Origin of the sequence: Jatrophihabitans telluris (assembly GCF_023516435.1) — a bacterium.
Lineage (GTDB): Bacteria > Actinomycetota > Actinomycetes > Mycobacteriales > Jatrophihabitantaceae > Jatrophihabitans_A > Jatrophihabitans_A telluris.
Genome location: NZ_CP097332.1, coordinates 1,329,927 through 1,356,125, shown reverse-complemented (window position 1 = coordinate 1,356,125; position 26,199 = coordinate 1,329,927). Strand labels below are relative to the sequence as shown.

Genomic DNA, 26,199 nt, shown 5'->3' with positions numbered 1-26,199 from the left:
CCCCTGTTCACGCCGTCAACTGGCCGAGGCCGCCAACCCGGACAGCGCCGGGTCATAGCCCAGGTAGCGATCCCAGGACGGGTCCCGCTTGGCCCACGCCAGCACGAGCGCGACGGTGGCCGAGGGCTGGACGGGCGGACGGGGCAGGCTCCAGCCTATTTCGGCCAGCAGCCGGTCCCCCTTGCGGTGGTTGCACCGGGCACAGGCGGCGACCACGTTGGTCCACTCGTTCAGGCCGCCGCGTGATCGGGGGACCACATGGTCGACCGTGTCGGCGCGTACCGAGCAGTAGACGCAATGGTGGGCGTCGCGGGCGAGGACCGCTCGCCGGGTGAGCGGGACCTGACGACGGTAGGGCACCCGGACGTAGCGGTTGAGCCGCACCACTCGCGGGACCTGGATGGCACTGGTGGCCGAATGAAGGTATTCGTCCTCGGCAGCCTCGACGACGCTGGCCTTCTCGGCGAGGATCAGGACCACGGCGCGGCGGGTCGGAACGACGCACAGCGGCTCATACGACGCATTGAGCACAAGCGTCCCCGCCACCGGCCATCACCTCCGCATGTGGTATCAGTCAACCCGACGAAAGCTGATCGCGCATCCATTAATTGATCGAGTCTGTTGCGTGTCCGAACCGTGACCGACCGATAACTCTTCGCGCATCCAGGTCGCCGACCGATCTGGTCCGGCCAGGGATTCGGGCCGGGAATCCACGGATCCAGGGTGCGGGCGCCTCCTCACCGCCGGACCGTCGGGCACAGCCGGCGCCGGCTGGGATGATGGTCCGGTGGATCGTGCAGTGTGGGTAGCCCAGTGGTAGACGCCGACTTCTTCGTTCGGGCCGGCGGTGAGGAGACTTTCCGGACCCTCGTGGCCCGGTTCTACGAGGGCGTGGCCACCGATCCCGTTCTGCGCCCGCTGTATCCGGAGGAAGACCTGGGCCCGGCCGCCGACCGGCTCTCGCTGTTCCTGATCCAGTACTGGGGCGGACCGGGCACCTATTCCGAGCACCGTGGGCATCCCCGGCTGCGGATGCGGCACGCGCCGTTCGTCATCGGTGAGGCCGAGCGCGACGCCTGGCTCGCACACATGCGGGTTGCGCTGGACTCGCTGACGCTGGATACCGAGGTGCACGACCGCATCTGGGCCTACCTGCAGATGGCGGCCGAGTCCATGCGCAACAGCCTGAGCTGAACGCCCACGCCGGTCGTCCGACGGCCCTGCACGTCGCGGCTTGACGTGTCGTCTTGATCGATACAGAATGGAATGGCCACAAGGGTTTCCAGTGGGCATTTCGCCGTCGGCGCAGCAGGCGTCCGACTACGCTCGAAGCGGCAGACAGCTGCCCCATTCGGCTTGCTGAATGCCTCACCCGCCGTCTCTCCGGAGGAATTTCGCGTGTCCGACGCTATGCACGACCTGCCCGACGCCAACCCGCGGATCGCAGCGGAGATCGCCGACATCGAGGGCGGCCTCGGCGACGAGGACGCCTTCGCCCAACTGCAGGGCGGGTCCGACTGGTGGCGCGCGGCGGTGTTCTACCAGATCTATCCCAAGAGCTTCGCCGACGGCAACGGCGATGGAATCGGCGACCTGATCGGGATCCGGGAACGGCTGGACTACCTGCAGCTGCTGGGCGTCGACGCCCTCTGGCTGAGCCCGTTCTACAAGTCGCCGATGGCTGATGGTGGCTACGACGTCTCGGACCCGACGGACGTCGACCCGATGTTCGGCAACCTTGCCGACTACGACGCGCTGGTCGCGGCCGCCCATGAACGAGGCATCAAGATCACGATCGACATCGTGCCCAACCACCTGTCCGACCAGCACATCTGGTTCCAGCAGGCACTGGCGGCGGCGCCGGGATCCCCGGAGCGGGCCCGCTTCATCTTCCGCGACGGTAAGGGCGAAGACGGCGAGGTGCCGCCCAACAACTGGCCGGCGATGTTCGGTGGTTCGGCCTGGCAGCGGGTGCCCGACGGCCAGTGGTACCTGCACCTGTTCGCTCCGGAACAACCCGACGTCAACTGGGAGAACCCAGAGGTCAGCGCTGAGTTCGAGCGGATTCTGCGGTTCTGGCTCGATCGGGGCACCGACGGCTTCCGCGTGGACGTCGCGCACTCGATGGCCAAGCCCGCCGGCCTGCCGGACATGGACCTGACCGAGTACGAGGGCCCGAACTCGCAGCTTCGCCACGATCTGCGTTTTGACAACGACGGCCTGCACGAGCACCTTCGGATGTTCCGCCGGGTCCTGGACGGCTACTCGAACCGGATGGCGGTCGGCGAGGCGTGGGTGCCTGACGACGAGCGTCTGGCGATGTACGTCCGTCCCGACGAGTTGCACCTGACGTTCAACTTCCGTCTGGTCGAGGCCGAGTGGTCGGCGGAGATTTTCCAGGCCGCGATCGACGGTTCGCTGACGGCGATGACCGAGGTGGGAGCGCCCTGCACCTGGGTGCTGTCCAACCACGACGTGGTCCGCCACAACAGTCGTTATGGCGGCGGCGCGCTCGGCGCGGCCCGCGGCCGGGCAGCTGCGCTGGTGCAGTTGTCGCTGCCGGGCGCGGTCTACCTCTACAACGGTGACGAGCTGGGCCTGGAGAACGTCGACCTTCCGGACTGGGCTCTGCAGGATCCGACCTGGGAGCGCAGCGGCCACACCGAGCGTGGCCGTGACGGCGAGCGGGTGCCACTGCCATGGGAAGGCACCGAGCCGCCATTCGGTTTCGGCGCGTCGGGCCAGCCATGGCTGCCGATGCCGGCCGAATGGGCCGCTGTGACCGTCGAAGCCCAACTCGAGGACGAGGACTCCACGCTTTCGCTGTACCGGCACGCGTTGCAGGTGCGCCGCCAACTGCCAGAACTGCACGGTGCGACGTTCACCTGGCAACAGGCGCCGGAGAACTGCCTGGCCTACCGGCGCGGTCCGAATCTGGTGGTCGCGCTCAACGCCGGAGATGTGCCGGTGGAAATGCCGCCCGGCCAGATCTTGCTGGCGTCGTCGCCGGTCGACGGTGACAAGTTGCCGGCGAACACCGCGGTCTGGCTGCGCGTCTGAGCACCGGTCGGCACGCTGTGGTCGAGCGTCAGTCCGTAGCGAGTTCTGCCGCAAGTTCTGCCGCGAGTTCCGGCGCGAGTTCCGGCGCGATTTGCTCGAGCCACCGGCGCCCGGTGCCGTCGAAGGGTGCAGTGTCGGCGCGGACGAGATCAAGGACTGTCGCGGCGCTGCGCTCGGCGGCGGCGATGACAGCGGCGGGATAGCTTAGTTCGGTCTGGTGCTGGGCGAATTCGTCCTCGTCGAGCAGCGCGACCCTCCCGTCGAAGTAGCGCACCACGTCAAGGTCGAGATCATCGGCGAGGACTAGGCCGCGCTCCTGTGTGATCGGACCGGTGATGTCGACGTAGACCTCGTACTTGCCGGCAGCGTTGAATGTCGCCACCCAATCGCCTTGCCGCGGGACAAGCACGACGAAGTCACAGTCCCAGGTGATCGGCGGTTCGTCTCCCCGTTGCACCGGCGTGCCGGCCCGCGCACCGAGCCACAATCCGTGTTCGTCGTGACCGAGCCGCGTGGTCCGGAAATGCCAGTGACGGGTTCCGCCGAATTTGGTGAACTCGAGGTTCACCACCTCGGACGGCTGCGCGGCACCGTCACGCTCCCGTTCGTCCTGCTCACGCTTGCCACGCTCGGGTTCGGTGGCTGCCTGCTCGTGCGCGTCGGTCATGCGCCGAACCTAGTGCGTTCACGCCTCGGCCATCCGTGAGCCCGCAGCGTGGGGCTCACGGTTGGCATGGTCGGCGCCAGGGGTGAGCGCCATAGGGTGATGCGATGGCTACCCTCGCCGAGCAGTTCCGGCGCCACGCCGAGCAGATGACCGGTCTCTACCGGGTTCTGCTTCTGGGGCTCGCTGAGGACTGGGACCGCTCCGGAGTAACCCGCGAGGTGTGCCGGGATTGGGAGGATGCGCCGCCCTCGGCGCTGGTCCAGCTTCGATTGCTCGCCGGACTACACCGGATCGTCCTCACCGGCCGGGCCCCGGACCTCGGGCGGTTCTACCCCGACGTCGGAGGCCGCGATGACCCCGGCCAGGCGTGGCCGGTCGCTCGCGAGGTCATCGGCCGGCACGTGGCGGAGTTACGGGCTGCGCTGGACATCGCTCCCCAGACGAACGAGCCCGGCCGCGCGGTGGCGCTGCTGGTGGGCTTGTTCGACGCGCTCGAGCGAAGCGGGTTGCACCGAATCAGGCTGTTCGAACCAGGGGCCAGTGCGGGGTTGAACCTGCTCGTCGACCGCTTCCGGATTGAGGGTTCGGACCCGGAGGCATGGGGATACGGGCCCCTCGACTCGCCCCTGCGGCTGGTCGATGCGGTGATCGGACCGGTGCGACCACAGGCGTTCACGATCGTCGAACGGGCTGGCTGCGATCTGTCGCCCGTCGACGCCCTGTCCGAACAGGGTCGCCTGCGCCTGGTCTCGTTCGTGTGGCCGGATCAGCTCGACCGTCACGCCCGCCTTCAGGCGGCACTGGCGATTGCCGCCGACACCGTCACAGAAGCCGACACGATCTCAGCCGTGCACGTCGATCGGGCGCCGGCCGGCAAGTGGCTCCGTCAACGGCTCGGGACCGCGCCGGGACCGCAGACTTTGACGGTGGTCTGGCATTCGGTAACACGTGGTTACTGGCCGGCGTCGGAGGTCCAGGCCAGCTCGGCCGCGATCGCCGCGGCGGCCGAGCGTATGCCGATCGCCGAGATCGCCATGGAGTCCTCGCCGGAGTCGCCGGGTCGGACGGCCGAGCTGACGGTGTCGATAGGGGGTCCGGGGCGCTCAGCGCCGGAGCCGCGCCGGCTGGGTGCCGTCGCCGATCACGGCGTTCCGGTGCGATTGGACGGGACCGTGCGCTCGTGAGCACCGCGACCGATCAGCTCAGCAGCCCGAGTCCTCCCAGGAGGTCCAGCCCGGAGCGCGAGGTGGCGACATAGGTGGATCCGTACCCTGCGGCGATCCGGATCCAGCCCGGTGCGGTGTCGACTGCGGCGTCGCTGTCACGGGGCAGAAACCCCATGCGAGTCAAGGCGCTGAGGGGCCCGAGCGGAACGCGCACCGGTTCGCCCCTGGTCGATGCCGGCGCACCGGAAGGGGCCTCGTCGACGGTGAGCACGACGGAGGACAGCAGCGATTCCTGCGACGTCCGGCTCTCGGCATCGCGGGCCAGCAGGGCGCCGGAGCGGACCAGTTCACGGATGGTGGCGTCGGGCACCCGCTCCCTTCGGACCCAGCCTTGGGCGGGCGGAAGCGGAGCCAGCCAGCCCGCATCTCTGCGGGCCAGCGAGTCGACTCCGGGAGTCGACTGGAGTGCGGGCGTCGTGCGGAGTGCGGGCGCGTGAGCGGCGAAGGCCAGGAAGTCTGTGGCCGAGACGGTGATGTCGAACCGGGTCGCGGTCTGCTCCTCGGCCGGTGAGGCGACGGTGCGGCCGGCGAGCACCTCGAAGGGCAGCCGGACGTACCCGCCGATCGCCCCGGGCTGACCACGGAAACGGATGAGCGCTTGCTCGTCGATCGACACCGCGCGCTGCGCCATCGGCACGAAATCGCCCAGCGCTGTTCGCCCGGGTAAGGCCAGCACCGTCATTACGGCGCCAGCTCGTCGGTGTAGCCGGCCAGGATGGCCTTCTCTTCGGTGCTGAGGCGGCGCGGCCGGTCGGTCGAGAAATCGAAGGTGACCAGGTTCGTCGACGCTGTGGCGACCAGAGTTTCGCCATCGAAGATCTCGTAACACACCCGGAACGACGCCGCCCGCACGTCGGCCACCCACAACTCGAGGCGGAGCGGCTCGGGGTGATAGACCACCGGACGCAGGTAGGTGATCTCGTGATGGGAGACCACCGTGCCGGCGCTGAACGAGGAGTCGTAGCGGTCGAAGAACATCGATACCCGGGCTTGTTCGAGGTAGGCCAGGTACGCGGTGTTGTTCACGTGCCCGTAGGCATCCATGTCCGACCAGCGCATCGCACAGCGCGCCGTGAAACGAGCCACTCTCCCTACCTCCGATTTCGAGTGCCGTGCCGCGCCGAATGGGTGACGAGCCCCGTCGGCCGGTGACCGGTGTTGCGGGCCACGGCCGACGCTGCAGGGGATCCTGCTGGACCGTCGAGATCAGTCGCGGGTCAGCTTGCGGTGGGTCACCGCGTGCGGACGGGCCGCATCGGCGCCGAGGCGCTCGACCTTGTTCTTCTCATAGGACTCGAAGTTGCCCTCGAACCAGTACCAGGCGGCCGGGTTGTCGTCGGTGCCCTCCCACGACAGGATGTGGGTGGCCACGCGGTCGAGGAACCAGCGATCGTGGCTGATGACCACGGCGCAGCCGGGGAACTCGAGCAGCGCGTTCTCCAGTGAGCCAAGGGTCTCGACATCCAGGTCGTTGGTCGGCTCGTCGAGCAGCAGAAGGTTGCCCCCCTCCTTCAGCGTGAGCGCCAGGTTCAGCCGGTTTCGCTCACCGCCGGACAGCACACCTGCAGGCTTTTGCTGATCCGGTCCCTTGAAGCCGAAGGCCGAGACGTAGGCCCGGCTGGGCATTTCCACATGGCCGACGTTGATGTAGTCCAGACCGTCCGAGACGACCTGCCAGACATTCTTGGCCGGGTCGATGCCGCCGCGGTTCTGGTCGACGTAGCTGATCTTGACCGTCTCGCCTACCCGGACCTCGCCCGAATCGGCGTCTTCGAGTCCGACGATCGTCTTGAACAGAGTTGTCTTGCCGACCCCGTTCGGTCCGATGACGCCGACGATGCCGCCGCGCGGGAGACTGAAGGACAGATCCTTGACCAGCAGTCGTCCGTCGAAGCCCTTGTCGAGATGACTGGTATCGACGACGACCGAACCGAGCCTGGGCCCCGGCGGGATCTGGATCTCTTCGAAGTCGAGCTTGCGGGTTTTCTCCGCCTCGGAAGCCATCTCCTCATAGCGCTGCAGGCGTGCTTTGGATTTGGCCTGCCGCCCCTTGGCGTTCTGCCGCACCCACTCCAACTCCTCCCGGAGCCGCTTCTGCAGCTTCTGATCCTTCTTGCCCTCGACCACCAGGCGCTCGGCCTTCTTCTCCAGGTAGGTGGAGTAGTTGCCCTCGTAGGGATGCGCGCGGCCACGGTCGAGTTCGAGGATCCACTCGGCGACGTTGTCGAGGAAGTACCGGTCGTGGGTGACGGCCAGGATCGTGCCGGGATACTTCGCCAGGTGCTGCTCCAGCCACTGGACGCTCTCGGCATCGAGGTGGTTGGTGGGCTCGTCGAGCAGCAGCAGATCGGGCTGTTCCAGCAGGAGCTTGCACAACGCGACCCGTCGCCGCTCACCGCCGGACAGGTGCGTCACTGGCTCGTCGCCGGGCGGGCACCGCAACGCATCCATGGCTTGTTCGATGCGGGAATCGAGTTCCCAGCCCTCACCGTGCTCGATCTTTTCCATCAAGTCACCCTGCTCGGACAGCAGGGAGTCGAAGTCGGCGTCCGGATCGCCCATGGCGGCCGAGACGTCCTCGAAGCGAGCCAACCAGCCGCGCATCTCGGCTACGGCGTCCTCGACGTTCTCGCGGACGGTCTTGCTCTCGTCCAGCGGAGGCTCCTGCTGTAGTAGACCGACGCTGGCACCGGGGGCGAGCAGGGCATCGCCGTTGGAGGCATGGTCCAGACCGGCCATGATCTTCAATACGGTCGACTTGCCGGCGCCGTTCGGACCGACGACACCGATCTTGGCCCCCGGCAAGAAGGCCAGGGTGACGTTGTCGAGAATCACCTTGTCGCCGTGAGCCTTGCGCACACGGTTCATGGAGTAGATGTACTGAGCCACTTCACGTCCTCAATCGGTCCTTCGGCGCCGCCACAGCCGGACCCGGCCGCGCGGCAGTTCGTCGCCCCCAGTGTCCCAGCCGGGGCAAATCCGCCTCCGCTCGACCTGCCGACTTGGGCACGGTGCGCAGAAACGGACGATCCTTCACAAAATCGGAATACTCCACCGTCGTCTGGACGTCGTACCTGGTGAAAGTTGGAGCACGGTCCCCTGCGAAAGGCATACCCATGACATCGAAGGTTTGGTTCATCACCGGCGCGTCCCGCGGCTTCGGCCGCGAGTGGACCATCGCCGCGCTCGAACGCGGGGACTCCGTCGCTGCCACCGCGCGCGACACGGGCACGCTCGCCGACCTCGTCGACCGGTTCGGCGATCGACTGCTTCCATTGAAACTCGACGTCACCGACCGGGCAGCGGACTTCGCGGCGGTCGAACAGGCCGCCGAACGTTTCGGGCGCCTCGATGTCGTCGTGAACAACGCCGGGTACGGCCAGTTCGGGATGGTCGAGGAGCTTTCCGAGGCGGAGGCTCGCGAACAGATCGAGACCAACCTCTTCGGCGCGCTCTGGGTCACCCAGGCAGCCCTTCCGATCCTTCGTCGCCAGGGCTCGGGCCACATCATCCAGGTCACCTCCATCGGGGGCATAACGGCGTTTCCCAACATCGGGATGTACCACGCGTCCAAGTGGGCGCTGGAGGGAATCACCCAAGCCCTGGCGCAGGAAGTGGACACGTTCGGCATCAAGGTGACATTGGTTGAGCCGACCGGCTACGCCACGGACTGGGGTGGCGCGTCAGCTCGCCACGCGACGCCGATCGAGGCCTATCAGCCGGTGCGCGACGCCGCCGCGGCTGCTCGCGCGTCGCGAACGAGCAAGCCCGGCGATCCCGGCGCAAGCTCCGCGGCCATCCTCAAGGTCGTCGACGCCGAGGAACCGCCGCTGCGGATCTTCTTCGGCGACGGCCCGCTCGCCATGGCCCGCAAGGACTACGAGTCCCGACTCGCGACCTGGGAGAAGTGGGAGTCCGTATCGATCGAGGCGCACGGCGCGTAACGGCACCCACGTGTCGAGCGCGCGACCTCGCCCCGCCTGACAACCCGAGGGGTCGGATCGTCATCCGACCCCTCGGCACGTTCGCCGGCGCGGAGCGGCAACCGAGGTGCGGGAGCGGCACGCTCAGCCTGCCTGCGCGGAGGCGTGACCAGCGCCGACCAGCTCACCCCCGAACGGGTCGCCTTCGGCGACGTATGACTCGTCCTCATACATTGCGGGCAGACCATCGGCATCGGCCGGCATCGAACTGCCCGACATGCGCCGCCGTTTGGTGAACGTCGCGCTGCCGCGCGAGAGATCGGGACCGACCGACTGCGCCGTGATCTCGAAGTTGATCCGGTTCTCCTCGCCGCGCACGTACTGATGGGACGCAAGCTTGCCGACAACGATCACTGGATCGCCCTTCTGCAGGGACGCAGCCACGTTGTCGGCCTGCTCGCGCCAGCACGCCATGCCGCACACATCAGGCAGCGATACCGCGGCGCAACTTGTTGCGGAGCCTCGTCGCCGGACCGGGCACCAACCTGATGAGCCGCGCCATGACGAAGGCAGATCACTGGAGCGGGCCCCGCCCGACCAGCGGCACAGTCGGACGCTCTCTCTACCGCGCCGACCAGCGGCAGAGTCGGACGCTATGTCTTCCGCGCCCGACCAGCGGCAAATCCGGTCGCGTTACGACAGCGGCGCGATGACGCTTGGGAGCGCTCGATGGTTGGGTGTTGCGGGAGCGATGAACAGCCACCAACCGGCGGCCGACGCGATGACCCGGCGTCGACTGCCGAGGTATTCGATTTCGACGGACGCAAGGGAGTCTGTCCGTCCCCAGGCCGCCGTCAGGCGCGGTGACCACGACGATCCCGCGTCCCCAGCGCTGCCGCTCCCGATCTCGTTCCAGTGCCCTGCAGCGTCGCGTTCGTACTGATCGAGTTCGATGACCGCCCCGTCGCCATTGGTGTTTACCAGCGCCGCGGCGATGTCGCCAGCCGACGCCACGGCGAGCGTGACCGCGCAGCGGGCGTCCCAGCCGCCAAGGGTGATCGCGGCATCGGCAGTCAGTTCATCCACACCTACATGGTGTCAGGGCGCGTTCCGCGCCGCCGACGCGCAACTCGCGGCAATTGAGGGCGGCTACGCTCGCCCGGCCAGCGGCATGCGATTCGGGGCGTCCTACGGAAGGCGACGACCTGGACGCGGGCCTCGCCCCGCGTGGTACTCGGTCATGGCGTGGGCTCTCGCCCTTTTCTCGTTGGCGAGAGCTTCATAGAACTCGGCGTCGCCGCGCAGGATCGCAGGTTCTTGCCGCATTTGGGCTAGGGCAATCTCCAGCAGGCGACCGACCGATGCCCTGCCGACAATGCCCGTGTAGGCCCAGCCGTATAGTCGCTCGCCTCCCGTTCGGAAGACGTCGATGTCAACCTCGCCTCGCGGGTCGAGCACAACCCGGACGGTCACGATCGACGACTTCAGCAACAGCAGGTGGGGATCTTCCTCGACGATGTCGAATCCGTCAGCCAGCAACGACGTCCACTTCTCCCGGACAATGGCGCCCAATACTTCAGTCACGCGCCAATCGAATCATGCCGGGCACGGCCCCGTCCGCACATCGGACGACCGCGCACTCAGCGGCAGGGAGCGGGCGTTCAGGGCAACGCGCGATCCTCGGCAGAGTCGGACGCTATCTCTTCCGCGCCCGATCAGCGGCGTGATCGGCCGCTGACCTGAGACCATCATCTGGTGGATGGTGCCGAGTATGAGGAGATCGCCGGGCAGCTACGCGGCTTGCTGATCCGACTAGACGACCGGCTGTCGAGCACGGACGGCTCGCTGATTGCTGAGTTAATTGACGTCGGCGAAGTGGGTCTGGCCGTGGAACAGATGGCCGATCAGCTCAGCGAGTACGACCAGCCGCTGGCGGCAGACGAGCGGGCCGACCTGCTCACGCTGGTCGAGCGGTTGCAGCTGACCGATCGGGCGGTGCGAGCGTTGGCTACCTGTCCTGACAGGTAGCCAAGGCACACGCGCATCGGCACGACCATGCGCGATCCGCGGGAGTTGCGGTCGCTTTCGGCTCTTAGCCCGACGTACCCAGTTCTGCGTCGAGCTTGTCTCGCCAGTCATCGTCGGCGAGGTCAGCCTGCATCAGGACATCGCGCCAATCCTCATCAGCTAGTCGCTTGGCGTAGAGGAGCCTGACGAGATCGCCTTGACCCCACAGGACGATTGCCGCCTGGATGCGCTCGCTGTCGCTGGTCTCCCCAACGATACGTGCGACTTCCTGGGCGCTACCCGGCTCTGGAAAGTCGCGCGCGACGCGTTTCGAGAGTCTCGTCGTCAGGTCGGCCATGGCGCTACTTTGCCACTTCGGAGGGCCTTGGGAACATCCGACTTTCGGCATGAGCGGACGAGGTTTCGGACCAATAAGGCGGAGGGGGTTCGTCATCATTCGGAATAGCGCCTCTGCGCGTGTTCACACCCGACGAAGGTTCCGCCACCGCACACCGACGAGGAGCAGTCCTCGGTCCACCGGGCAACGAACGTGGCCGAGTGGCCACGAATATCACCCTGCCGGGCAGGTAATCCAACTCTCCATGTCGTCGCCCGTTGTGGCGTTGATGATGTAGTGGTAGTCGCAGTTTGCTGACGTGGACAGGGGTCGCGGCGATGGAGTTGACCCAGGGTCATAGCCTCCGCTGTTAATACCGCCCCCCTGAACTCCGGTGACGAGGAAGTCCCAAGCGAGAACGCGGTTGTAGGGAGCTCGAGCCGGCGAGCCCAGAGGCGCATCCCCGCCGTATGTCTGGTCCGTGAACAGAACCAGCGACGAAGTTGGTTGCTTGTCGGACTTGTTTGCAAACTTGTTATACAGCGCCAGTGCCGCGTCTTCGGAGATGGTTGCCGTAGTCCCGGCCGGGGGTTGATCTTCCGTGACCTTGCCATTCAGAAGCGTGAGGGTGGCGGCCGACGGCTGCGCACTTGCCGAAACCGGCGCGCCAGGAGCCGCTTGGTTCCGCGCGCGGCCCTGCGTTTTGTGCGCAGCAATGAAGATGGCGACGGAGGCGAGCGCCACGGCAACAACGAGCGCTCCGGCCACGGCCCAACCCGCGGGGGATGGGCGCACCGGGGAAGGGGGCTCTAAATTAAGTAGATCGGACATCGGGGTCCTCAGGAGCCATCGGCAGGGGTTGGTCGTTGCCTACTGTTGATGCGCTAAGTCATCGGGTTTGTTGCAGTTCAGGATCTCGTGTCCCAAATCTGGAAGTGAGCGCAGTCGTCGCCCGAGGCAAGGACGACCTGATTGCTATTTACGTGTGTGTCTGAACGAACAAGATCCGAGCAGTGGACGTCTTGCCAGCCCAGAGGGGTCAGCCATTGACTGTTCGCGTAGTCGGTCCGAGAAGTGGAGCTACCCGGGATGTACGACTCTTGGAAGGTTGTTTCGCCCAGCGCTGCGGATCTTCTTCGGCGACGGCCCGCTCGCCATGGCCCGCAAGGACTACGAGTCCCGACTCGCGACCTGGGAGAAGTGGGAGTCCGTATCGATCGAGGCGCACGGCGCGTAACGGCACCCACGTGTCGAGCGCGCGACCTCGCCCCGCCTGACAACCCGAGGGGTCGGATCGTCATCCGACCCCTCGGCACGTTCGCCGGCGCGGAGCGGCAACCGAGGTGCGGGAGCGGCACGCTCAGCCTGCCTGCGCGGAGGCGTGACCAGCGCCGACCAGCTCACCCCCGATCGGGTCGCCTTCGGCGACGTATGACTCGTCCTCATACATTGCGGGCAGACCATCGGCATCGGCGGGCATCGAACTGCCCGACATGCGCCGCCGTTTGGTGAACGTCGCGCTGCCGCGCGAGAGATCGGGACCGACCGACTGCGCCGTGATCTCGAAGTTGATCCGGTTCTCCTCGCCGCGCACGTACTGATGGGACGCAAGCTTGCCGACAACGATCACTGGATCGCCCTTCTGCAGGGACGCAGCCACGTTGTCGGCCTGCTCGCGCCAGCACACGACGCCGATGAACAACTTCTTGCCATCGACCCACTGCTTGGTCTCACGGTCCTGGTAACGCTCCGTCGAGCCCACCCGGAATGCGACGCGAGAGTCGCCGTTCTGAGTGGGCTTCACGACGACGTCGTCGACAATGTTGCCCACGACGGTGATCTGGGTTCCGTTCATTGCACGGCCCTTTCAGGAGATACGAGGTGACCGGGCCAGCGGCCCGTGGCCCGGGAAGGGCTTGGCTCCACCTCACCCCGTCCGAGCATGATCTGGGGCGCGACGGCCCAGATTGTGGACAAGTCCGACGGCTGTGGACAGCGGCGATTCGGTGGCCGGGCGTGCGCCCCGCTGCGGGCTTACTCGGCGGCAATCGCACCGGTGGAGCGGAGCGCTTCATGAACCGCCTGGAAGGACTGGCGGCCGGCAGGCGTCCCGCAATAGATGGTGATGTGAACGAGTACTTCCTCGATCTCGGCCACCGTCGCGCCGGTGGCGAGCGCGCCCGGAACGTAGATGGCCAATTCCTCGTAGCGGCCCAGTGCCGCGAGCATGCCGAGTGTCAGGAGCGCTTTCGTCTTACGGTCAAGCGCCGTTCCGCTCCAGGCACGCCCCCAGGCGAGCTCGGTGACAAGGTGCTGGAACGTCATCATGAACGCGTCCGAACCGGACAGGTTGGCATCGACGAACTCGTCGCCAAGGACCTCGCGACGGATGCGCAAACCTCTGTCGAAATCCTCACCGCCGGACACAGGCCGGACGATACGCGCCCGCGCAGGCTCCGGCGAACTCCTTTGCTCCCACCCTCGCGATCCGATGTGCGCGCCTGGTCACCGGTGTGGGACCGTGCCGCGAAAACCTCCCGACGACCGCGATTCCGAAGGATTTCTACGCCGTCGCGACGTTGGCTCGCAGCGGCGGCAGCGGCTGCCAGGTAACGGGGATACGCCGCATGACGAGCGCGCAGTCAAGTTCTGCCGATCCTGCGGGGAACGTCGATCGGTCGGAAAAGAAGGACGAATGTGCCTCTAACACCGTGCCCGGCTCGACTCGCCATACGGGCGTGTGGAGGGCGAGTCCGTCGAACCGGGTGAGGTCGGGGTCGCGGAGAATCCTGTCGATCCTTGCTCGAAGAATGCGGAGGCCGCTGCGGTGTCGTCAAACAGTGCGCTACCCGTGAGATCTGCCTCGACCCTGACGACGACGTTCACATCGGCGCTCCGATCGCGAGAGGTGAACGCGACACTGAGCTCCGAAGGCGATTCAGCCACCTCGAAGGAGGCACGGTGGTGGGCCCCGGGAAAGAGGCGGCCACCAACCGCCACGTTCACCAGCGAATTGCTGTCACGGCGGGGAATGTAGACGCCGTTTCGCAACCCGGTCGGCGAGTCCCACTGCACCGCGACCCGGTGCGCTGCGTTCTCACTACGCAAACCGATCCAGGACGGCAATCCGTAAGGTCGCATCGACCCGAGGCGGATCAAGCAGATTCCGGCCACCGCGAATCCGTTGACCATTTGCGGCCGGAATGGAGCGGGCAGCATAGGTCCGATGACGGACGGGTCGACCCGATAGTTGATCAGCAGCCTGCGCTCGACCTCGCCGGAAAGGCGCGGGAGCTTCACGAAACACCGTTCATGAGGAACACGGACGGAGTGTACGCAGGCCATCGACGGCGTCGGCTCCCGATTCAACCCAAGCCTCGGGCGGAAACTCGTCACGTTTCAACGACGTGTGTCGCCATGGGTCTCAGCGGTGATGAATCGCCGAGAAGGCCCGTCGATATGCAGTCGGAGCGACACCGGTGTGCCGCTGGAAATGGTGCCGCAGCAAGGCGGCGGTGCCGAAACCAGAAGTCTGGGCTATGCGCTCGATGGGCTCCTGAGTCGACTCCAACTGCTGCCGGGCGTACAACACCCGCTGACGAAGCAACCAGGAGTGCGGAGTTGTCCCGGTGGCCTCGTTGAATTTGCGGGCGAAGGTCCGCGAGCTCATGTTCACCCGCGCGGCCATCGAATTCACGGTGTGGATCTCGTCCAGTTCGGTCAGTAGTTCATCCATCAGTTCGCTCAGGCCGTCCGTGCCCGTCGGCGAGACGGGCTGGTTGATGTACTGGGCCTGGCCGCCATCGCGGTGCGGCGGCACCACCATGCGGCGGGCGACGGCATTGGCAACGTCAGCGCCGTGCACCGTGCGCATCAGGTGCAGGCACAGGTCCAGGCCGGCGGCGGTACCCGCGGAGGTGTAAACCCGACCGTCACAGACGTAGAGCACGTTCGGGTCCACCCGGGCCTGCGGGTAGCGCCGGGCCAACTCCGCGGCGTGCCGCCAATGGGTCGTGCAGTCGCGCCCGTCGAGCAGGCCGGCCTCCCCGAGCACGAATGCGCCCGAGCACAACGCCATCACGCGTGCGCCGTTGTCGTACGCCTGCCGCAGGGTGGCAACGACGGCGGGCGGGGCCTTCGCGGTCTCCCCGGCGGAGACGATGACCAGATCGGCGTCCAGGGCCTCGCTGAAGCGGTCATCGGTGGACATGCTGAACCGGTTGTACGTCTGCACGGGCCCGGCTGCCTCCGACGCCACCACGAAGTCGTAGACGGGCAAACCTTGATCGGATCGATCGATCCCGAACGCCTCACAGGCGACCCCGAACTCGAACGGGTGGATGCCGTCGAAGATGAGGGTGACCACCTTGTTCAGAGCCATGCGGTCATTCTGCCGACGGAACTGGCAGGAAATCAACTAAGAGCGTCATTTCTGCCACTCGTGGCGCGATCTTGTTGTAGGCCACCATTTCTGCCATGAGCATCCTTCTCGTTGTCATCCTCTTCGCCGTTGTCGCCGCCGGGTTGGGATTCTGGGGCACCGACTCCCGTGACACGTCCTTCGGTCTGTGGGCGGGCACGCCACACCCTCGTCCACCGACCGATCGGGGAGACCGCCGCCGATAACATTGCCGCGGGCCCCCATAGCTCAGCGGATAGAGCAGCCGCCTTCTAAGCGGTTGGTCGCAGGTTCGATCCCTGCTGGGGGCACTGCGGCCCACCGGGAGCGCGCGGCACGCGACGCGACGCGGGACAGCACCGTGCTCTACGCTCGGCAACCGTGAGCGAGCGCACTGACAAACTGGTATGGATCGACTGCGAGATGACCGGGCTGGAACTCGGTCGCGACGCGTTGATCGAGATCGCCGTACTGATCACTGACGGCGATCTGAACATCATCGACGATGGCATGGACATCGTCATCGGCTGTGCCGACGACGTCCTCGACACGATGGTGCCGTTCGTTAAGCAGATGCACGAGACCTCCGGCCTGACGGACTTGGTGCGCGCGTCAGCCGTGACCCTGGGCGATGCCGAACGGCAGGTGCTCGACTACATCAAGCGCTTCGTACCCGAACCCAAGACGGCGCCCCTGTGCGGGAACTCGATTGCCACCGATCGCGGTTTCATCGCTCGGGACATGCCTGGGCTGGACGGGTTCTTGCACTACCGGATGATCGACGTCTCCTCGATCAAGGAGCTGGCCCGCCGTTGGTACCCGAAGGTGTATTTCGGGCAGCCACCGAAGGGACTCGCGCATCGCGCGCTGGCCGACATCGCCGAAAGCGTTCACGAGCTGCGCTACTACCGCAACACCGTCTTCGTCGCGCCGCCCGGCCCGACAACCGAGGAAGCCGCCGTCGCGGCTGCGGCCGCAGTGCTGGAGCCCGGGGGCTCTGCGGCTCATCCGGCGAGCAACGGCGCGGCAGCCAGCCCGGCGCAGAGCGACCCGGTCGTCGACAACCCGGTCGAGACCATGGGTGCCGAGCAGCTAGACTGATCCGGCTCGGATGGACCACCGGTCCATCGAGCAATGGTGGGCGTAGCTCAGCTGGTAGAGCACCTGGTTGTGGTCCAGGATGTCGCGGGTTCGAGCCCCGTCGCTCACCCCACCACAGCCCCCGGCCAAACCGGGGGCTGTGTCATTTTCGACCTGCCCGGCTGATCGGCAATTGACGAACTGACGAGGGGTTTGTTCGGTAAGCCCCACACGTCGCACTTCGTCAGCCCAGAATTCGGGCGCCGAGGACAGAGAAGTCCTGGAGCCCTGATGTGCCCACAGCGCATGGCGAAACTCGTGCGAAAGTCGAGCGCCAAAAGGGTTCAACTACTCTCCGGAACGCTATCGTGATGCCGATCGTCATCGCGATGAGTTGCCTCCAAATCAGGGCGGTAACCCACGTTTCCAGGACGAAAGGGGTAGCCGGCAGGTCCGCAAGGGCCCCCGGCGCAGCGACGAGAATGCAACTGCGAGCCGAACAGACGCGCCATCGAGTGTTGCAAGCCGCATCCGAGGTCTTTTCGCGCCGTGGCTATGCCGCGGCCGGAATGGTCGAGATCATCGAGGCGGCGGGGGTGACCAAGGGCGCGTTGTACTTCCACTTCCCCAGCAAGGAGGCGCTCGCCGTTGCCATCGTCGAGGAGCAGACCTCCCACTGGCCCGATTTGATCGCTCGCCTGGAAACGGCCGCGCCGGACCCGCTCATCGCGATCGTCGCCCTGACGCATGAGGTCGGGCGCCAGTTCCGCGAGGACCCCATCGTCCGGGCCGGAGTCCGCTTGTCGACCGAGGGCGAGAGCATCGACGCCGAGCTGCCGACGCCGTTCGTGACCTGGACGAGGGCCGTCCACGATCTGCTGGCGCAGGCGCGCCGCCAGGGTCTGTTGCGCCAGGGCGTCACTCCGGGTCCAACCGCACGCACCATCGTCAGCGGCTTCTTCGGCGTCCAGCATGTGTCGCAGCTGCAGACCGAGCGACGCGACCTGGACACCCGGTTGGACGAGTTCTGGAAGGTGGTGCTGGCCGGAATCAGCGTCGACTCCGATGTCGCGCGGATCCAGCGCGAGGCCAAGCGCGCCGGCGACCGGTTGAGGCACGCCAGACGCTGACGCTGATTTCGGCTCGTCCTGCCCGGTCTGCTAGAGTTTCTCCTCGGCCCGCAGGGATGCGGGCCGCTTGATGCGAAAGGGTCCGAGGACCAGCTCCGTAACCGGATTCGCATCAGGTCAGCACAACTGGACAAGCGCCGCTAGCTCAACTGGCAGAGCAGCTGACTCTTAATCAGCGGGTTCGGGGTTCGAGTCCCTGGCGGCGCACCAGCAGACTCAGGGCTCCTACCGATTCGGTAGGAGCCCTGAGTCGTTTCGTCGACCCGGTCGCCTGTACGCGACCGACGCCCGCTCGCCTGGTACAGTCGCTAATGAACATCATTGTCAGAACGAATGTCATTAGCGTTGTGGGAGGCCTGTTGTGGACACCGACCGCCTCCCCCGCCGTGCCGGCCCCTTCGGCCCCTTCGGCCCCTTCGGTCCGTCCGGCGTCATCGCGCTGGTCGTATGCGTCGTCCTGCTCGCCAGCGGCTGCTCCTCGAGTTCGTCGGCGAGCACGAACGCCGGGAAGGTGCGCGTCGTGGCGGCCACCGATGTCTGGGGTGACATCGCGGGCCAGATCGGCGGCAACCGCGTCAGCGTGACGTCGCTGATCACCAGCCCGAGCGCGGACCCGCACAGTTACGAGGCCAACGTGCGCAACCAGGTGGCCATGTCCAACGCCGACGTCATCATCGAGAACGGCGGCGGCTACGACGACTTCATGGAGACGATGCGACGCTCGGCCGGGACCTCGGCCACCGTTGTCAACGCGGTCGCACTGTCGGGGCGGCAGTCGGCCGGCAGCGCCGTCAACGAGCACGTCTGGTACGACTTTCCCACCGTAGAGGCCGTTGCCAGCCGGCTCGCCGACGAACTGGCCGGCGCCGATCCACAGCACGCGGCCACCTTCCGCGCCAACGCCCAGACCTTCACCGCCAGCATCGGGACCCTGATCGGGCGCGAAAGCTCGATCAAACGTCAGCGCGGGGGCCACGGCATCGCGATCACCGAGCCGGTACCGCTGTATCTCCTGCAGGCGTGTGGGTTGGTCAACAGGACGCCGGACGCCTTCAGCCATGCTGTCGAGGAGGAGAACGACGTCGCCCCCCGCGTCCTGTTGCAGACGTTGGCGCTGTTCAACCAGAAGCAGGTGAGCGCACTGGTCTACAACGCCCAGACGACCGGCGCCGCCACCGAACGAGTGATCGCCGCAGCCAAGGCGAATAACATCCCGGTCGTGCCCGTCACCGAGACTCTGCCCGATGGACAGAGTTATCTCAGCTGGATGAGCGCGAACCTCGACGCGCTGTCCAGCGCACTGTCGGCGACGTCGTGAGCGACCCATCCGCCGGCGTCGAGGAACCGGTCCTGCAGCTCGACGGGGGGACCCTGGCCTTCGGCGACCGGGTGCTGTGGTCCGAGCTTGATCTGACCGTCCGTCCCGGTGAATTCATCGCCATCCTCGGCGCGAACGGATCGGGGAAGTCCAGCCTGATGAAGGCGATCCTCGGCTTGACCCCGTTGACGTCCGGCCGCCTGGAGATCGCGGGCAGCCCGCCGGCCCGCGGGTCGCGGCTCATCGGTTACGTCCCCCAGGAACGGCGGCTGGCACCGAGCAGTCCGATCCGGGTCCGCGATCTGGTCGGCCTCGGGATCGACGGTGCGTCCTGGGGAATCGGGTGGCCGAACCGGTCCCGGCGCCTGCGGATCGAGCGAATCCTGGCCTCGGTCGGCGCGCTGCACCTGGCCGACGTCCCGGTGCACCAGCTGTCCGGTGGCGAACAGCAACGGATCCGGATCGGACAAGCGCTCTCGACCGATCCTCGGCTGCTGCTCTGCGACGAGCCCCTGCTCTCGCTCGACCTCACCCACCAGCGCACCGTCGTGAGCCTGATCGATCACTGCCGGGCCGAACGCGGCACCGCGGTGCTCTTCGTGACCCACGAGATCAACCCGGTGCTGCCCTACGTCGACCGCGTCCTGTACCTGGCCGACGGGCAGTTCCGGATCGGGACGGTAGCCGAGGTGATGACCTCAGAAAGCCTGAGCGCCCTCTACGGCTCGCCCATCGAAGTCGTCCGGGTCGGCGGACGTATTCTCATCGCCGGCGTGCCCGACCTGTCCGAGGACGAGCATCACCACGCCACCGAAGCACCCCCGCACCCCGTCGTCGCGCATCGGGCCGCGCCGTGAGCGTGCTGCTGGTCTCCGCGGCCGGCCCCGTGCTCAGGGCCGCCGATCCGTCAACGTTCCACCAGATCTTCGACTTCACCGACTACGGCCAGGTGCTCAGCCTGGTCCGCAACTCGGTCATCGCCGGCGCCATCCTCGGAGTCGTCGCCGGCCTCATCAGCGTCTTCGTGATGCGGCGGGACCTGCCCTTTGCCGTACACGGCATCAGCGAACTGTCTTTCGCGGGCGCGGCCGCCGCCTTGTTGTTGGGTGTCAACGTCGTCGTCGGCTCGCTGGCCGGCTCGATGCTGGCCGCCCTTGCCATCGGCGCGCTGGGCGTCCGAGCGCGCGACCGCAACTCCGTCATCGGTGTGTTGATGCCCTTCGGCTTGGGGCTGGGCGTCCTCTTCCTGTCCCTGTACAAGGGCCGCGGAGCCAACAAGTTCGGGTTGCTGACCGGCCAGATCGTGGCCATCGACTCCCCGCAGCTGTCCTGGTTGATCGGGATCTCGATCGTCGTGATCGCCGCGCTGCTGCTGTTGTGGCGACCGTTGACGTTCGCGAGCGTCGATCCCGAGGTGGCAGCCGCACGCGGGGTACCGGTGCGCCTGCTCGCTCCGGTGTTCATGATCGTGCTCGGCCTGACCGTGGCCATGTCGGTGCAGATCGTCGGCGCGCTGCTGGTTCTGAGCATCGTCGTGACGCCGGCGGCTGCGGCCATGCGGGTCACCGCCACACCCTGGCTCACCACCGTGCTGAGCGTGCTGTTCGCGTTCGTGTCCGTGGTCGGTGGCATCCTGCTGGCCCTCGGCAGCACCCTGCCCATCAGCCCTTACATCACGACGATCTCGTTCAGCTTCTACGTCCTGTGTCGGGCCATCGGTGCGGTTCGGGAGCGTCGCGGCTGGATCCGGCGCCCGCGGGCGGCCTAGCCGGTTCAAGAGCAGATGTCGGGTTTCGTCCGGTCTAGTCGGTTCGGCGAAGCCGGGTGCTCTCGTCCGGCCAACGACTAACGGCCCCGTCCGTCCTGCCGATCGGAAAGGTACCGGGCTGGCACAGGCCTGTCCCGGCCCAGGATGAGAACGCTGGGATCGCAGCGCACCGGCCAGGTATCGTGAAAACGATTATCACCTCGATCCAGCTCTGAGGTGGACGGAAAGGGGTTGTCGGTGTCGGCAACGTTGGGAAGAACGTTGGGAAGCAAGCGGCAGCGCGCCACCCGCCAGGGTGGCCTCGTGCTCGAGCAGCTCGGTGCCCGCGACGACTTCCGCAGCGCCCAGGCAGTCTTTTCCGAACTGCGCGCGCGGGGCGAGGACGTCGGCCTGTCCACCGTCTATCGACACCTGCAAACGCTGGCCTCCGATGGCGCCGCCGACACCTTGCAGACCCCCGACGGTGAGGCGCTCTACCGGCTCTGCGGCCAGAGCGCGCGCAGCCACCATCATCACCTCGTCTGCCGCGACTGCGGCCGGACGGTGGAGATCGAAGGCCGCGGCGTCGAACGCTGGGCCGCGTCGGTAGCCGAGGAACACGGATTCATCGACGTAGACCACACCGTCGAACTGCTCGGCGTTTGTGCCGATTGCGCAGGACATCCCAGCGAGGAACGAGACGGACGACCATGAACATCCCTCCTCGCGGCAGCATCGTGGTGTTGCGCAGCCAAGCTGGCGAATCACATCGCGGCCGGGTCGTCGGCACCAGCCCCGGACACGTCGCCTTCGAACTCGAGGACGACCAAGACCGCACGTTCGGCTTGCGGGAGCGCGTTCTGGTGACCTGGCCGGAAGAGGGCGGCATCATCTGCCTGCCCACCACCGTCATCGACGTACCTGTCTGGGAGGACCGGGGCTGGCTGGCCGAGATCGCCGGCGAACCGTGGAACGAACAGCGACGCAAGTACGCCCGGGCGGTCATCGAGGGCACCGTGTCACTGCGCCGGCGCCACTCCACCAGCTTCGACATCGCCATCGGCGATCTGGTCGACCTGAGCGAGGCCGGCCTGCGCTGCACGATCAGCACCCGCTTCGCCGACCTCGCCGAACCCGAAACAGAAGTGACCCTGACGCTGGTCGTCGATGAGGACGAGTTCGAGCTCAACGGCAAGGTGCTCTACGGCCGGCAGAGCGCTCGATCCGACGGACGCCTTGAGTTCGTGGTGCTCTTCGACCGCCCGGTCTTGCAGAGCGAGCGACTTCGGCTCATCACCGCCCGCGCTGAGCGCCAGGCGCTGGCGGCGGCCCGCAACCGGCTCCTGTCCCGCTGACCTTCCCCGCCGGCCCGGCGGTCACACCAGACTCGTTGTGGCCCTGGCCAGCGCGGTGATCCCGGCCCAGTCGCCGGCCTCCTGCAGCGCGGGCGGAGCGATCCAGCTGCCACCGACGCAGCCGACGTTCGGCAGCGCGAGATAGCTGGGCGCGGTGGCCGGGCTGATGCCACCGGTCGGGCAGAAGCGCACCTGAGCGAACGGTCCGTGCAACGCCTTGAGCATTGCGATACCGCCCACCACCTCGGCCGGAAACAGCTTGGCCTCGGTGATGCCGCGTTCCAGCAACCTCACGACGTCGGTCGCCGAGGCGGTTCCCGCCAGGAACGGGACCCCGGTTCCGATCAGGCCGTCCAGCAGTCGCTCGGTTGCGCCGGGGCTGACCAGGAAACGGGCACCAGCGCCGACGGCCTGCTCGGCCTGCTCGGTGCTGATCACGGTGCCGACCCCGAGGACCATTTCCGGTACTTCGGCCGCGATCAGCCGGGCGGATTCGAGAGCGGCGGGCGTGCGCATGGTCAGTTCGATGACGCGGACGCCACCGGCAAGCAGAGCTCGCGCGAGCGGCACCGCCTTGTCCGGATCGGAGATGACCACCACTGGGATGACGGGTGCCAGGTCCAGCGGTGACACCGACGCGACGCGTTCCGTCACGGTGCTCATGAAGCCTCCAGGGCTGCGTCGGCGACCTCGACAGCGCGGTCCGACGCCGCCCGCGTGGCGCGATCCAGGGCCCGCTCGAAATCGGGATCGGAATCGGGATCGAGATCGAGATCGAGATCGGGATCGACCCTGGTCAGGTCGAAGACGGACGCTCCGGTGTCGGCCGTGCCAACCTGGGCGCGGAAGGACTCGAAGAGCCGTCGTCCCAACGTGACCGGGGCCGGGCCGGGCACAGCTGCGGGACGGTCGAGCAGCTCGGCCGTTTCCACCAGCACGTCGATGGTGCCGGCGTGGGAGTCCACCCTGATCAGGTCACCGTCCAGGACCCGGGACAGCGGTCCCCCGTCGGCGGCCTCGGGCGTGATGTGGATGGCGGCCGGGACCACACCGGAAGCACCGCTCATCCGGCCGTCCGTGACCAGCGCGACATGATGACCACGTTGGATGAGGACCGACATGGCCGGGATGAGCTTGTGCAACTCCGGCATGCCGTTGGCCTTCGGACCCTGGAAGCGAACGACGACGATGACGTCCCGATCGAGCTCACCGGCTTCGAAGGCGCGGGTGAACGAGGCCTGGTCGGAGAACACCCGCGCGGGCGCCTGCACGATGCGGTCCTTCTCCTCGAGCGAGGACACCTTGATGACGGCGCGGCCGAGAGTCCCGTCGAGAACGCGGATACCGCCTTCGTGGTCGAACGGGTTGTCCGAGGAGCGGAGCACCGTCTCATCGCCGGAGCGCTCCGCACTGCGGCGCCACTGGATCCGCGCGTCGTCATCGAGCACCGGTTCGTAGCGATACCGCGACAGGCCCGGACCGGCCAGGGTCAGGACGTCCTCGTGTACGAGCCCGGCATCCAACAGTGTTCCGATCAGGAACGGGGTACCGCCCGCCGCGTGGAACTGGTTCACGTCGGCCGAGCCGTTCGGGTACATCCGCGTCAACAGCGGCACGGTCTTGGACAACTCGTCGATGTCCGACCAGGTAAGGATGATCCCCGCCGCGGCGGCGATCGCCACCAGGTGCATCGTGTGGTTCGTCGAGCCACCCGTGGCGAGCAGACCCACCACGGCATTGACGATCGCCTTTTCGTCGACCAGCCGGCCGAAGGGAGTCCACTGGTCGCCGAGCGAGGTGATCTGCAGGACGCGCTGGGTGATCGCCGCGGTCAACGCGGGGCGTAGCTCGCTGTCGGGGGGCACGAAGGCGGTTCCCGGCAGGTGCATTCCCATCACCTCGACGACCATCTGGTTGGAGTTGGCCGTTCCGTAGAAGGTGCACGTGCCCGCACTGTGGTAACTCGCCGATTCGGCGTCGATCAGCTCTTCCCGGTCAACCTTGCCCTCGGCGTAGAGGTTGCGGACTCGCTTCTTCTCGTTGTTCGACAAGCCGGTGGACATGGGCCCGGCCGGGATCAGCGCCGCCGGCAGATGCCCGAACTGCAGAGCGCCGATGATCAGGCCGGGCACGATCTTGTCGCATACACCGAGCATCACGGTGCCGTCGAAGACGTCGTGCGACAGACCGACAGCGGTGGCCATGGCCACCACGTCCCGGCTGAACAGGCTGAGTTCCATCCCCGGGTAACCCTGGGTGATTCCGTCGCACATGGCCGGCACGCCACCAGCGACCTGCGCGACACCGTGCACCTCGCGAGCGGCCGCTTTGATGATGTCGGGATAGGTCTGGAACGGCTGATGAGCCGACAGCATGTCGTTGTAGGCCGTGACGATACCGAGCTGAGCCTGGGTGCGACCCCGCAGCGTGAGCTTGAGTTCCGGTCCGCAGGCGGCGAAACCGTGTACCTGGTTGGCACAACCGAGGGCTGAGCGCCGCGGATGCTCGGCGGTCGCCTCCGCGTCCAGCATCTGCAGGTAGGCGGCCCTTGCGGGGGCCGAACGCCGCGCGATCCGATCCGTCACCGCGGCAACCACCGGATGCACGACATAGCGGCCCGCATCGTCGCGGGGCGGCATGGGCACCAAGGTCGCGGCGCTCGCGGCTGGATCACCGAGTGAGATCTGATGCAGTGAAAGTGGGTTGGACGAGTGGTTCGAATGGTTTTCAGTCATGCGGATTCCCGTTGAGTCTGTGCGAGGAGAAGCCACACTCCAGCGGGCGGCGTCCGGGCGATTCGGCTCATGCGGTGCGATGCCGACGTAACCGGTAAGCAGGGCCGGGTACGGCCCTGTAACCGCTTCAAGGATAACGCCTGCCGCAGGTCGCGGTGACCGCCCGCGCCTACCCGGCGGTAGCGCCGGTCAGCCTCGGCTGCGCCGGAGATTGCGCACGACGAGCAGCGTCAGCAGGACGGCGGCCCCGCCGGCGATGGCCAGGCCGACGGGCGAGGTCAGCTTCTGCTTGGCCGATGCCTTGGCCTCCTCGGCCAGCCGGGACGGTGCCAGCCGGGTCGCGAGCTGGTCGACCGAGGCGGCGAGCTGGTCTCGGGCCTGCTCGATCTCGGCACGGATCACCTTGGTGTCTCGCTCGGCGGCCACAGCACACTCCAGATCCGAAGGGGGTTAGGACGAACAACTTGGGCCACAGCCTAGCGGGACGGATCGTCCGCGATAGCGTGACCGTCATGACCTCACGACTTGCGCCCGGCGACGAAGCCCCCGTGTTCACCCTGCCCGACGCCGGTGGCGAGTCGGTCAGCCTGTCCGATTTCCGCGGGCGGCGGGTCATCCTCTACTTCTACCCGGCTGCGTCGACGCCCGGGTGCACCACACAGGCCTGCGACTTCCGCGACAGCCTCGACCGGCTGGCCGCCGAAGGCTTCGCCGTCCTGGGCATCTCGCCCGATGCGCCGGCCAAGCTCGCGAAGTTCCGCGACAAGGAGGGCCTGAACTTTCCGCTGTTGTCCGACAGCGACAAGTCGGTGCTCACCGCCTACGGCGCCTACGGCGAGAAGAAGCTCTACGGCAAGACGGTCGTCGGAGTAATCCGTTCGACGTTCGTCATCGACGCGGCCGGCAAGATCGAACTCGCTCAGTACGCGGTGAAGGCGACCGGGCATGTCGCCAAGCTGCGTCGCGATCTCGGCTTGGACGCGGCGTAGGCGTGAGCCGGGCGGCTTCGCATCCTGCGGCGACGAGTTGCGGCACCCAGGACATCCTTACCCTCAGCGCTCGGGTGCAGACCGGGGTCGTACAGTGTCCGGGCACGCACTCGGGGCCGTAGCCCAATGGCAGAGGCACACGGTTTAGGTCCGTGACAGTGAGGGTTCAAATCCCTCCGGCCCTACTGACGCGATGTCTGCGGACATCGACGCTGAAGTTCGACGG

General features: G+C 66.9%; 32 protein-coding genes and 4 tRNA genes. 19 read left to right on the top strand and 17 right to left on the bottom strand.

Annotated features, from left to right (window positions below):
- Positions 1–15: 15 nt before the first annotated feature.
- A complete protein-coding gene (locus tag M6D93_RS06470; protein WP_249773541.1) occupies positions 16–546 on the bottom strand; it encodes an HNH endonuclease in 531 nt (176 codons plus the stop codon).
- A 255-nt stretch (positions 547–801) separates the two neighbouring features.
- Between M6D93_RS06470 and M6D93_RS06465 the strand changes: the two genes are divergently transcribed.
- Both M6D93_RS06465 and M6D93_RS06460 read left to right on the top strand, forming a co-directional pair.
- The gene (locus tag M6D93_RS06465; protein WP_249773540.1) at positions 802–1,194 is read left to right on the top strand and encodes a globin; all 393 of its coding nucleotides are present in this window, start codon (positions 802–804) and stop codon (positions 1,192–1,194) included.
- A 204-nt stretch (positions 1,195–1,398) separates the two neighbouring features.
- Positions 1,399–3,060 carry a glycoside hydrolase family 13 protein gene (locus M6D93_RS06460; RefSeq protein WP_249773539.1) on the top strand — a complete coding sequence of 554 codons (1,662 nt, stop codon included), beginning with the start codon at positions 1,399–1,401 and terminating at the stop codon, positions 3,058–3,060.
- Positions 3,061–3,088: 28 nt separating this feature from the next.
- On the opposite strand, the gene M6D93_RS06455 is transcribed toward M6D93_RS06460, so the two are convergent.
- Positions 3,089–3,727 carry a DUF402 domain-containing protein gene (locus M6D93_RS06455; RefSeq protein WP_249773538.1) on the bottom strand — a complete coding sequence of 213 codons (639 nt, stop codon included), beginning with the start codon at positions 3,725–3,727 and terminating at the stop codon, positions 3,089–3,091.
- 104 nt (positions 3,728–3,831) lie between these two features.
- Here M6D93_RS06455 and M6D93_RS06450 point away from each other — a divergent pair, with 104 nt between their 5' ends.
- Complete coding sequence (locus tag M6D93_RS06450; RefSeq protein ID WP_249773537.1) at positions 3,832–4,911, top strand: DUF2332 domain-containing protein; 1,080 nt, start codon at positions 3,832–3,834, stop codon at positions 4,909–4,911.
- A gap of 13 nt (positions 4,912–4,924) precedes the next feature.
- On the opposite strand, the gene M6D93_RS06445 is transcribed toward M6D93_RS06450, so the two are convergent.
- From M6D93_RS06445 to ettA, 3 genes are all read right to left on the bottom strand, one after another.
- Positions 4,925–5,635 carry a DUF8185 domain-containing protein gene (locus M6D93_RS06445; RefSeq protein WP_249773536.1) on the bottom strand — a complete coding sequence of 237 codons (711 nt, stop codon included), beginning with the start codon at positions 5,633–5,635 and terminating at the stop codon, positions 4,925–4,927.
- Positions 5,635–6,012 carry an acyl-CoA thioesterase gene (locus M6D93_RS06440; RefSeq protein WP_347343560.1) on the bottom strand — a complete coding sequence of 126 codons (378 nt, stop codon included), beginning with the start codon at positions 6,010–6,012 and terminating at the stop codon, positions 5,635–5,637. The genes M6D93_RS06445 and M6D93_RS06440 overlap by 1 nt, the downstream gene beginning before the upstream one ends.
- 147 nt (positions 6,013–6,159) lie before the next feature.
- Positions 6,160–7,842, bottom strand: coding sequence for an energy-dependent translational throttle protein EttA (ettA, locus tag M6D93_RS06435; RefSeq protein WP_249773534.1), 1,683 nt, complete (start codon positions 7,840–7,842; stop codon positions 6,160–6,162).
- 227 nt (positions 7,843–8,069) lie between these two features.
- Here ettA and M6D93_RS06430 point away from each other — a divergent pair, with 227 nt between their 5' ends.
- Positions 8,070–8,897 (top strand): SDR family oxidoreductase, encoded by an 828-nt coding sequence (locus M6D93_RS06430; RefSeq protein ID WP_249773533.1) that lies wholly within the window; start codon positions 8,070–8,072, stop codon positions 8,895–8,897.
- 123 nt (positions 8,898–9,020) lie between these two features.
- Here the strand turns inward: M6D93_RS06430 and M6D93_RS06425 are convergent, their stop codons facing one another.
- The 3 genes from M6D93_RS06425 to M6D93_RS06415 form a co-directional block, all read right to left on the bottom strand.
- Positions 9,021–9,350, bottom strand: coding sequence for a single-stranded DNA-binding protein (locus M6D93_RS06425; protein ID WP_249773532.1), 330 nt, complete (start codon positions 9,348–9,350; stop codon positions 9,021–9,023).
- Between the two features lie 219 nt (positions 9,351–9,569).
- On the bottom strand, positions 9,570–9,962 hold the full coding sequence (locus M6D93_RS06420; RefSeq protein WP_249773531.1) for a hypothetical protein: 393 nt from the start codon (positions 9,960–9,962) through the stop codon (positions 9,570–9,572).
- A gap of 102 nt (positions 9,963–10,064) precedes the next feature.
- On the bottom strand, positions 10,065–10,460 hold the full coding sequence (locus M6D93_RS06415) for a hypothetical protein (protein WP_249773530.1): 396 nt from the start codon (positions 10,458–10,460) through the stop codon (positions 10,065–10,067).
- A gap of 171 nt (positions 10,461–10,631) precedes the next feature.
- Between M6D93_RS06415 and M6D93_RS06410 the strand changes: the two genes are divergently transcribed.
- Positions 10,632–10,904: a MafI family immunity protein gene (locus M6D93_RS06410; protein WP_249773529.1), complete on the top strand. Its 273-nt coding sequence runs from the start codon at positions 10,632–10,634 to the stop codon at positions 10,902–10,904.
- Between the two features lie 64 nt (positions 10,905–10,968).
- On the opposite strand, the gene M6D93_RS06405 is transcribed toward M6D93_RS06410, so the two are convergent.
- Positions 10,969–11,241, bottom strand: coding sequence for a hypothetical protein (locus M6D93_RS06405; RefSeq protein WP_249773528.1), 273 nt, complete (start codon positions 11,239–11,241; stop codon positions 10,969–10,971).
- Between the two features lie 213 nt (positions 11,242–11,454).
- Positions 11,455–11,988 carry a hypothetical protein gene (locus M6D93_RS06400; RefSeq protein WP_249773527.1) on the bottom strand — a complete coding sequence of 178 codons (534 nt, stop codon included), beginning with the start codon at positions 11,986–11,988 and terminating at the stop codon, positions 11,455–11,457.
- Between the two features lie 340 nt (positions 11,989–12,328).
- Between M6D93_RS06400 and M6D93_RS19350 the strand changes: the two genes are divergently transcribed.
- Positions 12,329–12,457 carry a hypothetical protein gene (locus M6D93_RS19350; protein ID WP_283818648.1) on the top strand — a complete coding sequence of 43 codons (129 nt, stop codon included), beginning with the start codon at positions 12,329–12,331 and terminating at the stop codon, positions 12,455–12,457.
- A 123-nt stretch (positions 12,458–12,580) separates the two neighbouring features.
- Here M6D93_RS19350 and ssb read toward each other — a convergent pair whose 3' ends face one another.
- From ssb to M6D93_RS06380, 4 genes are all read right to left on the bottom strand, one after another.
- Positions 12,581–13,075: a single-stranded DNA-binding protein gene (ssb, locus tag M6D93_RS06395; RefSeq protein WP_249773526.1), complete on the bottom strand. Its 495-nt coding sequence runs from the start codon at positions 13,073–13,075 to the stop codon at positions 12,581–12,583.
- Between the two features lie 179 nt (positions 13,076–13,254).
- Positions 13,255–13,647, bottom strand: a complete 393-nt coding sequence (locus M6D93_RS06390) for a carboxymuconolactone decarboxylase family protein (protein WP_249773525.1) — start codon at positions 13,645–13,647, stop codon at positions 13,255–13,257.
- A 276-nt stretch (positions 13,648–13,923) separates the two neighbouring features.
- Complete coding sequence (locus tag M6D93_RS06385; protein WP_249773524.1) at positions 13,924–14,520, bottom strand: DUF2071 domain-containing protein; 597 nt, start codon at positions 14,518–14,520, stop codon at positions 13,924–13,926.
- 124 nt (positions 14,521–14,644) lie between these two features.
- Positions 14,645–15,601: a GlxA family transcriptional regulator gene (locus M6D93_RS06380; protein WP_249773523.1), complete on the bottom strand. Its 957-nt coding sequence runs from the start codon at positions 15,599–15,601 to the stop codon at positions 14,645–14,647.
- Between the two features lie 95 nt (positions 15,602–15,696).
- On the opposite strand from M6D93_RS06380, the gene M6D93_RS06375 reads away from it, so the two are divergent.
- The 11 genes from M6D93_RS06375 (at position 15,697) to M6D93_RS06325 (ending at position 22,249) form a co-directional block, all read left to right on the top strand.
- The gene (locus M6D93_RS06375; RefSeq protein WP_249773522.1) at positions 15,697–15,846 is read left to right on the top strand and encodes a hypothetical protein; all 150 of its coding nucleotides are present in this window, start codon (positions 15,697–15,699) and stop codon (positions 15,844–15,846) included.
- Between the two features lie 11 nt (positions 15,847–15,857).
- Positions 15,858–15,930 (top strand) — tRNA-Arg (locus M6D93_RS06370).
- A gap of 112 nt (positions 15,931–16,042) precedes the next feature.
- Positions 16,043–16,720, top strand: coding sequence for an oligoribonuclease (gene orn / locus M6D93_RS06365; RefSeq protein ID WP_347343559.1), 678 nt, complete (start codon positions 16,043–16,045; stop codon positions 16,718–16,720).
- A gap of 36 nt (positions 16,721–16,756) precedes the next feature.
- Positions 16,757–16,832 (top strand) — tRNA-His (locus tag M6D93_RS06360).
- A gap of 349 nt (positions 16,833–17,181) precedes the next feature.
- Complete coding sequence (locus tag M6D93_RS06355; RefSeq protein ID WP_249773520.1) at positions 17,182–17,829, top strand: ScbR family autoregulator-binding transcription factor; 648 nt, start codon at positions 17,182–17,184, stop codon at positions 17,827–17,829.
- A gap of 134 nt (positions 17,830–17,963) precedes the next feature.
- A tRNA-Lys gene (locus tag M6D93_RS06350) sits at positions 17,964–18,039 on the top strand.
- A gap of 151 nt (positions 18,040–18,190) precedes the next feature.
- On the top strand, positions 18,191–19,147 hold the full coding sequence (locus M6D93_RS06345) for a metal ABC transporter solute-binding protein, Zn/Mn family (protein WP_249773519.1): 957 nt from the start codon (positions 18,191–18,193) through the stop codon (positions 19,145–19,147).
- A complete protein-coding gene (locus M6D93_RS06340; protein ID WP_249773518.1) occupies positions 19,144–20,004 on the top strand; it encodes a metal ABC transporter ATP-binding protein in 861 nt (286 codons plus the stop codon). Before M6D93_RS06345 ends, M6D93_RS06340 begins: the two co-directional genes overlap by 4 nt.
- Before the next feature lie 2 nt (positions 20,005–20,006).
- Positions 20,007–20,915: a metal ABC transporter permease gene (locus M6D93_RS06335; protein WP_347343558.1), complete on the top strand. Its 909-nt coding sequence runs from the start codon at positions 20,007–20,009 to the stop codon at positions 20,913–20,915.
- Between the two features lie 237 nt (positions 20,916–21,152).
- Positions 21,153–21,608: a Fur family transcriptional regulator gene (locus tag M6D93_RS06330; RefSeq protein ID WP_283818647.1), complete on the top strand. Its 456-nt coding sequence runs from the start codon at positions 21,153–21,155 to the stop codon at positions 21,606–21,608.
- A complete protein-coding gene (locus tag M6D93_RS06325) occupies positions 21,605–22,249 on the top strand; it encodes a hypothetical protein (RefSeq protein WP_249773516.1) in 645 nt (214 codons plus the stop codon). The genes M6D93_RS06330 and M6D93_RS06325 overlap by 4 nt, the downstream gene beginning before the upstream one ends.
- A gap of 21 nt (positions 22,250–22,270) precedes the next feature.
- Here the strand turns inward: M6D93_RS06325 and eda are convergent, their stop codons facing one another.
- The 3 genes from eda to M6D93_RS06310 all read right to left on the bottom strand — a co-directional run bounded on the left by eda (position 22,271) and on the right by M6D93_RS06310 (position 25,410).
- On the bottom strand, positions 22,271–22,912 hold the full coding sequence (gene eda / locus M6D93_RS06320) for a bifunctional 4-hydroxy-2-oxoglutarate aldolase/2-dehydro-3-deoxy-phosphogluconate aldolase (RefSeq protein WP_249773515.1): 642 nt from the start codon (positions 22,910–22,912) through the stop codon (positions 22,271–22,273).
- Positions 22,909–24,888, bottom strand: coding sequence for a phosphogluconate dehydratase (edd, locus tag M6D93_RS06315; RefSeq protein WP_347343557.1), 1,980 nt, complete (start codon positions 24,886–24,888; stop codon positions 22,909–22,911). Before edd ends, eda begins: the two co-directional genes overlap by 4 nt.
- Positions 24,889–25,173: 285 nt before the next feature.
- Positions 25,174–25,410 (bottom strand): DUF3618 domain-containing protein, encoded by a 237-nt coding sequence (locus tag M6D93_RS06310; RefSeq protein ID WP_249773513.1) that lies wholly within the window; start codon positions 25,408–25,410, stop codon positions 25,174–25,176.
- A gap of 86 nt (positions 25,411–25,496) precedes the next feature.
- Here M6D93_RS06310 and bcp point away from each other — a divergent pair, with 86 nt between their 5' ends.
- Both bcp and M6D93_RS06300 read left to right on the top strand, forming a co-directional pair.
- Positions 25,497–25,973, top strand: a complete 477-nt coding sequence (gene bcp / locus M6D93_RS06305; protein ID WP_249773512.1) for a thioredoxin-dependent thiol peroxidase — start codon at positions 25,497–25,499, stop codon at positions 25,971–25,973.
- Between the two features lie 112 nt (positions 25,974–26,085).
- Positions 26,086–26,158: transfer RNA gene (locus tag M6D93_RS06300), tRNA-Leu, on the top strand.
- Positions 26,159–26,199: the final 41 nt, after the last annotated feature.